At 59.2% G+C, this 6,920-nt stretch carries 8 protein-coding genes; 3 read left to right on the top strand and 5 right to left on the bottom strand.

The annotated features are described in order from the left end of the window. Positions 1 to 293 (bottom strand): hypothetical protein (locus FS320_RS47270; protein WP_210252231.1); only part of this gene is annotated, 293 nt, incomplete at its 3' end. Beyond that, on the bottom strand, positions 280 to 588 hold the full coding sequence (locus FS320_RS34950) for a hypothetical protein (RefSeq protein ID WP_244627587.1): 309 nt from the start codon (positions 586 to 588) through the stop codon (positions 280 to 282). The genes FS320_RS34950 and FS320_RS47270, both read right to left, overlap by 14 nt. An 895-nt stretch (positions 589 to 1,483) precedes the next feature. Between FS320_RS34950 and FS320_RS34945 the strand changes: the two genes are divergently transcribed. Continuing rightward, complete coding sequence (locus FS320_RS34945; RefSeq protein WP_152716972.1) at positions 1,484 to 2,734, top strand: ISAzo13 family transposase; 1,251 nt, start codon at positions 1,484 to 1,486, stop codon at positions 2,732 to 2,734. Continuing rightward, entirely contained in the window at positions 2,734 to 3,075 is a 342-nt protein-coding gene (locus FS320_RS34940; protein ID WP_152716971.1) for a hypothetical protein, read from the top strand. The genes FS320_RS34945 and FS320_RS34940 overlap by 1 nt, the downstream gene beginning before the upstream one ends. 237 nt (positions 3,076 to 3,312) lie before the next feature. Here FS320_RS34940 and FS320_RS34935 read toward each other — a convergent pair whose 3' ends face one another. Both FS320_RS34935 and FS320_RS34930 read right to left on the bottom strand, forming a co-directional pair. Next, entirely contained in the window at positions 3,313 to 3,507 is a 195-nt protein-coding gene (locus FS320_RS34935) for a hypothetical protein (RefSeq protein WP_152716970.1), read from the bottom strand. Positions 3,508 to 3,875: 368 nt separating this feature from the next. Further along, positions 3,876 to 5,222 carry an IS5 family transposase gene (locus FS320_RS34930; RefSeq protein ID WP_152716969.1) on the bottom strand — a complete coding sequence of 449 codons (1,347 nt, stop codon included), beginning with the start codon at positions 5,220 to 5,222 and terminating at the stop codon, positions 3,876 to 3,878. Positions 5,223 to 5,314: 92 nt separating this feature from the next. On the opposite strand from FS320_RS34930, the gene FS320_RS34925 reads away from it, so the two are divergent. Beyond that, positions 5,315 to 5,968: an IS6 family transposase gene (locus FS320_RS34925; protein WP_338105613.1), complete on the top strand. Its 654-nt coding sequence runs from the start codon at positions 5,315 to 5,317 to the stop codon at positions 5,966 to 5,968. Positions 5,969 to 6,718: 750 nt separating this feature from the next. On the opposite strand, the gene FS320_RS47265 is transcribed toward FS320_RS34925, so the two are convergent. Then, the coding region (locus tag FS320_RS47265) for a hypothetical protein (RefSeq protein ID WP_210252230.1) at positions 6,719 to 6,920 on the bottom strand (202 nt) is incomplete at its 5' end.

Below are 6,920 nucleotides of genomic sequence, written 5' to 3'. Positions count from 1 at the left end.
ACGAGACCCTGAGCGGCGACGAAATCCGCCATCTCCTCGACGGACAGCCTCCGGTGCGCGATACCGGCGAGGCGATCAGCCCCAGCCGCGGCTCCGCCGTGCCCACCGCCGGCCGTGGCCGCCCGCGAGCGGGCGACGGAGGGCTGGTTCCTCAGCCGCAGAGCTAAACCGACCGTGAGAAGGCGAGTGCTTTGACTGCACTCGCCTTTTCTCCTCGTAGTCTGGTGATGGGCAGAAAAGTTGCGGGCGCAGCCGAATGCTTGGCCCCAAAGGAGGCAATCAGAGCCCTCCACTCAGAACGTCCAAAGCCGCTTGCACAATCGGTGCAGAGGCAATGGCATAGAAGAGATAGAAGCCATTGAACCGCACACCCGTATGCGCCGCCTTGCTGTCGAAGCCTGGCGGGCGAGCTTGCAAGGGGCGAAGGGGCTGTTCGAAGGTCCATCGCTCTTGGTCAATGAAGTGGGGAACAGGACGGTCCTCCGGAACCGCACAGATGATGTCTGGCCGCTGCTTATTCCTGAAAAGGTTATAAGCGTAATTGGCAGGATCGGGTTGATCTGGTCTCGGCGGCTGAACGGACGTCATGATGTCCCCTCCCAAGACTGCGCTCTTCTAAGTTATTGGTGCGCAGCGTCTGGCGCAAGCTTTACTGCAACCGGGAACGCTCCTGTACTGCTCTGAGGCGCGTTGTTGCATGGATGGGGCCGGAACAAGAATTGCTCCCAAACACACGGTAACGGAGTACGTAGCAAGAACGTGTCTCTATGAAGCGAGCGAGAACCGCCGCCATGGCTGAATACAGCTGAATTTTGGTGTCTCAGCCATCATTCCAAGGCAGAACAACCGAAAGAGAGGAGTACGGCTCGCCAAAGTGTCGTCCATGAGAGAGTAGTGCTGCCCACGTAAGTGGGACAAAGCAGATACAGCAACAGTTTCAAGATGGTACCAGATCGATACAAGTATCATCTGGCTTCACGTTCAGGATCAGTCCGCAAGCCTGCGTCGGGAAGGTTTCTGATCCGTTTGCACTAAGCGTATCATTGGGCACAGATTTTGCGCTGACCCCAACAGGAGGGCTGCGGCGGCTCATGGCGGCGATTCCCGCTCTCGGCGGTCAATCCGCCCCGCGCGAATCTGCCCCGGCGCGACCCTCGCGCACCTCCGCGGGGCTCCCAGAGGCTCACAGGCCAGCTCCAGCTCCCCGAGCTGCTGCTCATCGCTCCCTATCAGAGCCACCGCCTAAGAAGCCCAAAGGCATAGCCGCAACTGAATCCTCAGTGCATATGGGCCCCTTAGTGAAGAAAAGCGGCCTCCCTCCACAAGCCTTAGGGCCTGAGGCGGAATAGGTGAATCGGAATTTTGAGTTGGTCTGACCCGGTTTCGTTTCCGAGGCGCAGTTCATCGAGCGCCTCAAAAGACCTGGACGCGGTCGGGATGGTCTGTTTCAGTCGCCCGATGAGATTGGGCCGGGCCTGAGAAAATGATCGACATCGTCGCTATCAAGGAGCGCTTCGAGACGCTTGCGCCCTATCTCGACGAGCGTGCGCGTCGGTTGTTCGCGGCAACCGAGGCTCGTGCGGCGGGTCGGGGCGGCGTCGCCGTGGTGTCCGAGGCGACCGGGGTCGCACGCAGCACGATCGGGCGTGGTCTTGCGGAGTTGCGGAGCGAGAATGCCCGGCTGACACGCCGCGTTCGTCGACCGGGGGGCGGCCGCAAGCCGAAGATCGAGACTGAGCCGGGGCTCCTGGAAGCGCTGGAGCAGCTGCTGCAATCGGCGATCCGGGGAGACCCTGAGGCCACGCTGTTGTGGGTCAGCAGGAGCCAGCGCCACCTCGTGCAGGCGCTGGCAGAGCTTGGCTTCACCGCCAGTCAGAAATTGGTCGGTCGCTTGCTGCGGAGACTTGGCTTCAGCCTGCATGCGAACAGGAAGACGCGCGGGGGTACCGCCCATCCCGACCGAGATGCTCAGTTTGAGACCATCAACGAAAAGATCAAACCGTTCCAACAAGCCGGACAGCCTGCCATCTCTGTTGATACGAAGAAGAAAGAGCTGGTTGGCGATTTCAAAAACGGTGGGCGCGAGCTGCGCGCCAAAGGCGATCCTGAGCCCGTACGCGTTCATGACTTCAAATTACCCGAGCTTGGCAAGGTTGTGCCCTACGGCGTCTACGACATTGCGGCCAATTCCGGCTGGGTTCATGTCGGGATCGATCACGATACCGTGGTTTTCGCCGTCGAGAGCATTCGGCGTTGGTGGCTCGGCTTGGGGAAGGCTCGCTATCCCAACGCTACGCAGCTTCTGATCACCGCCGACTGCGGTGGCAGCAATGGTGCTCGCGTACAGCTGTGGAAACGCGAACTTCAGATCTTCGCCAACGAAGCGGGGCTATCGATTACTGTCGCTCATCACCCGCCCGGTACCAGCAAATGGAACCGCATCGAGTATCGGCTCTTTGCCTTCATCACACAGAACTGGCGCGGCAAACCGCTGATCAGCCACAAGGTCATCATCCAGCTGATCGGAGCGACCAGCACGAGCACCGGACTCGATGTCCAGTGCCGCCTCGACGAGAATGACGACCCAAAAGCCATCAAGGTATCCGACGCGGAAATGAACGCGATCTATATCAATCGTGATGGTTTCCACGGTGAGTGGAACTACACGATCTCACTGACGCTTGCCGTGTCCGATGGCACCACTGGCGCCGCTACCAATCTCGGAGTTGATTGATGATCGATGATCCTGAGAAAACCGATCGCCTTGTTGCGGAACTGAAAGCGTCGCTTCCTATCGAAACCAGGCTATCTCAAATCCTCATGCGGGCAATAGTAAAGCAAACTCCGGATCTGGCGGTCCCAGATAGCTGTAACGTGGTGAGCATTTTTTACACCGGCGAAGAAGGAGGTATCGTGTGCGGACTCGATATCGGCGGACCGGACACCAAGACCCCGTACATCGTCTCCATCACGCATCTGAGCTTTGACAGACGCATGTCGCTGTTCCGGCAAATCGACGCTTATCAACGCCACAGGATCAAGAAGCTCAAACAGCAGAGCGGCCGCACCTACTGATTGCCATCCCTTATGACGAAGCTCGATGCCCGCTGTTCAAAGCTGTGGAGCGGTTATAAAGCGTCAGGCCCTTAATCTTGGTTGGCTTCACAGACTGCCGCACTTAGGCGGTGATTTCGCTGCCTTGGACCGCATTCATGCACTTTGCGAACGGCTTCGACCACCCTTGAACCTCAAGAACAAACATTAAAACAGGCCAAACGACCCCAAGTGGGTTTCGCGGAATGAAAACGCCGGTCACGGGTTATCAGCGAGCCGCTTGATCTCGAAGATCGCCCCGATCAGGAAGATCGCAAAGATGATGGCACCGAAGATGTACGAGATGACGTTCCCGCTGACGCTCGGGTTGTGTGCCACTGCGACCAGGAACAGGAATAGCGGCAGGACCACGGTGATCCCGCCGAGCAAGATGATCGTTCGCGTCGTGCTCATGTCCCGTCCCCAAATCAGCGACGGGCCAAGTATGCCGAGTCCTCTCCGCAATGGCTAGGCCCCGTTGGTGATCCAGTGACCCTTGGGGAGCGCGCAAGGTTTGCTCAACAAACCTCAGTAACTTGGACGAAACCTCGTCGCCTCACATGTGCAGCACGCGCTCAGACGGCGGCTTGCAGGGCGGTGATGGTCTGTCGCACCCCCTCCCGCAGCGGCACTGTTGCATTAACCTTGGCAGTATAGGGAGGGCGGCTAATCAAGGAGCCGTTCTGTTTTCTCTGTTCAAGCGCCGCCGCTTTCCGATTGAGATCATTCTGCTGTGCGTGCGCTGGTACTGTAAGTAGTCGGCCCTGAACAATGCGGTTTGATCAGGCGGCGATTGGGCTCCAGGGTTCGTGGGCAGTATCCGATTGTGCGAATGAGATGGTCAGGGCTGCCATGAGGTAGGCAACAAAAAGCCTGAGCCAGCTCAAGATCAGCCGCAGATTGTGCCCGGCGGCCACGAGAAGGGCGTTCATCGCATCCCCCGCGGCTCCGAGCAGGTGATTGCGTCCCAACCTCCCATCCTGTTTCATATGCCCGATCATCGGCTCGATGGCTGAGCGCCGTCTCAGCTCCCGTCTGATCGTGGGCGTGAGACCCCGCCGCTGGCGCGTGATGAAGACCCGATCCGTCTTGGCGTAGTCATGCCCCCGATAGCCCTGATCGACATAGGTCCGCTCTGGCTCGATGCCCGTCATGGCGATGACCTGGTCTATGGTGGCGTTCAACGTATGGCCGTTATACGGATTGCCCTCCAGCGCCTGGGACGCGAGCACGAAGCCCTCCCGGTTCGTCACCGCCAGCGCCACCTTCGAGCCGAACTCATACGGGCGATGTGCTTTGCCCTTGGCGATGCACACCACCTCCGGCGCATGCAGGCTGTAGAGCTTGTTCTTGCTCGTGCGCTCTTGGGTCAGAAGACGCTCCGTCAGGCCAAGCAGAGGAGCAAACCGGATCGAGAGCTCCACATCCCCGGCGACTTGGCGCATCACATCGCGGTAGACCCGCCCGAGATAGGTCTTCAGCCGCTTGAGTTCGCGCCGCATGCGCCGCATCTGGCGCGCATGGGCATAGCGACCGACCTGCACGGCCGCCCGTTTGGCCAGGCGCGTGTGGGACTGCCGCAGCGCGAGGCCGCACTTCCTGGCCTGCCGCACGAGGGCAAGCAGAGCCTTCAGGTACAGCTTCGCGTCGGTGGGATAGGTGATGGCCTTCGGCTGCACCGTCGTGTCGACGCTGATCCGCTCCAGGCTTGAGAGCCGCACCGCGCCGCTCTCCAGCCCGGCCTGGATCGTGGCAGCCAGCAGCGTCTCCAGCCCCGCTGGACCAAGCCGTTTGCGCCAGCGCGTGAGCGAGCTGGGATCGCACGGCAGCTCGTGTTGGAAATACTCGCAGCCGCAGAACCACTGCCAATACGGGTTTTCTGTCCAACGCTGCACCACGGCTTCATCGGACAGGTTGAAGGTATGCTGGAGATAGGACAGCCCCACCATCAGGCGAGTAGGTTTGGCAGGCCGCCCCAGAGCCCGATAGAAGCGGCCAAACTCGTGATCAAACCTGTCCCAGTCGATCAGACTGGCCAGGCGAAAGAGCTCGTGACGCGGATCAAGGATCTGATCGAGACGGCTGCGGTAGAGATCGCCGGAGCTCGGCAGCGTCGGCTTGGGTCCCATGGCAAAACACCGGTTTTGGGTGGGTCGTTCCCCAGGAACCGGCATTTTACAATGCTTCGCGGCGACGAAGAATCCTTCAACCTCAATCAGTTGTGGGTTGTTCAGGGCCGACTAAGTATGGGATCAGCTACCGCGACCTCGCCGAGATGATGCAGGAACGCGGTGTCGACGTTGCCCCATCCACGATCTTTCGTTGGGTTCAGCGCTATGCCCCGGAGATCGAGAAGCGGATCCGACCCTATCGGGAACCCCGCTCAGGTTCCTGGAGAGTGGACGAGACCTACGTCCGCGTCGGGGGCAAGTGGAAGTACTTGTTTCGCGCGGTCGACAAGCACGGACGGTTGATCGCCTTCATGCTGTCCGACCGCCGTAACACCAACGCCGCCTATCGTTTCTTGCGCAAAGCTCTGAGGGCGGTGAGCGACTATCCTCCCTCATCCATCACGACCGACAAATTGGCGTCGTATCCCAAGGCCATCCGGCGCTTGCAGAACGAAGGGTTGTTGCCGAAAGATGTGGTACACCGCACCTCGAAATATCTGAACAATATCATCGAGGCGGACCATGGCGCGCTCAAGCGTGTGATCCGACCGACCCGCGGCTTCCAGCAAATAAAAACGGCGCGGGCGGCCCTCAAAGGCTTTGAGGTCATGCGAATGATCCGCCGTGGGCACTGCGTCCTAGCACGACCCGGCGTGATAGGCGAAATCCATCTTGTGAACCAGCTCTTTGGTTCTGCCGCCTGAGTGACCCTGTCGATCGGGTTCGTTATGCCCATTCCAAGTTAATGCAACAATGCCCGCTAGGGGTGACTATCGAAGACTGGGCTCTCAACCTCGAACAGGCAAAGGCGATCTTCTACCGCCGTTGTGGACAATGATGGGTTCCATAGATCAGAGGGACTGATCTTCGAGGAGTGCGACACGAGCAAGCTCTGCTCTGACTGCTCGTGCCGTTTTTACCCCGACGCCGTGAACTGCTCGATCCGGTGAGCAACAGCCTTTACCCGGTTGAGCGACATGATGTTCTCTGCGCAGCACGGCCCAGGCTCTTAAAGGCAGACGAAGACCTTCAAGGGGTCCGTAGCAGCTTTCATATGCATGATGCACTTGCTTCACCTTCGGGAGAGGATAATGCGAACATGCATGGCGCCCAGGTCAGCTTGCTGTGCCTGCCGGCTGTGCACGCTTTCTCAATCAGGGTTTCAGCAACGAACGGAGGATGGAGGCGTATGCTCTCAGCCATTGTTAGCTCCGCACGACAGGTCGGAGCACTCGGCTCGCTCAGTCACCGACGCCTGTGAAGCACAAGTCGGCGACAGCTCACATATGGCGATCCCGCTTCACCAGCGCCAGCGCAGGTGCCTTCACGGCCTCCCAGTAACGGAGCCTTTTTGAGGAACCGTTCGGGCTTCAGGCTGTTGCTATACTGCGCTGCAGCAAGTTTTTCGCAGTTGCGCGACAGTGTTCCTAGCGTCTGCGTTACACCCACCAACATCACATTCGTCTGAAAGGCCTTCGGCTCAACCGTGGTTTCTCAAACACGCGCTTACGGCTCGCAAGCGACACCGGGCCGAGCACCATCATCACCACATTCGTATTGCGTCGGTGATCACCTTTTCCAGATCTCATGAGGACAACATGACCACCATCAGACAACTTATTCAAACGGGTCCCGCTAAGGCCAATGAGCTTCTGG

This window comes from Microvirga tunisiensis (assembly GCF_009296175.1).
GTDB classification, from domain to species: Bacteria; Pseudomonadota; Alphaproteobacteria; order Rhizobiales; family Beijerinckiaceae; genus Microvirga; species Microvirga tunisiensis.
Note: the sequence above shows the minus strand (reverse complement) of the source record. Positions and strands in the feature narration are given on the sequence as shown.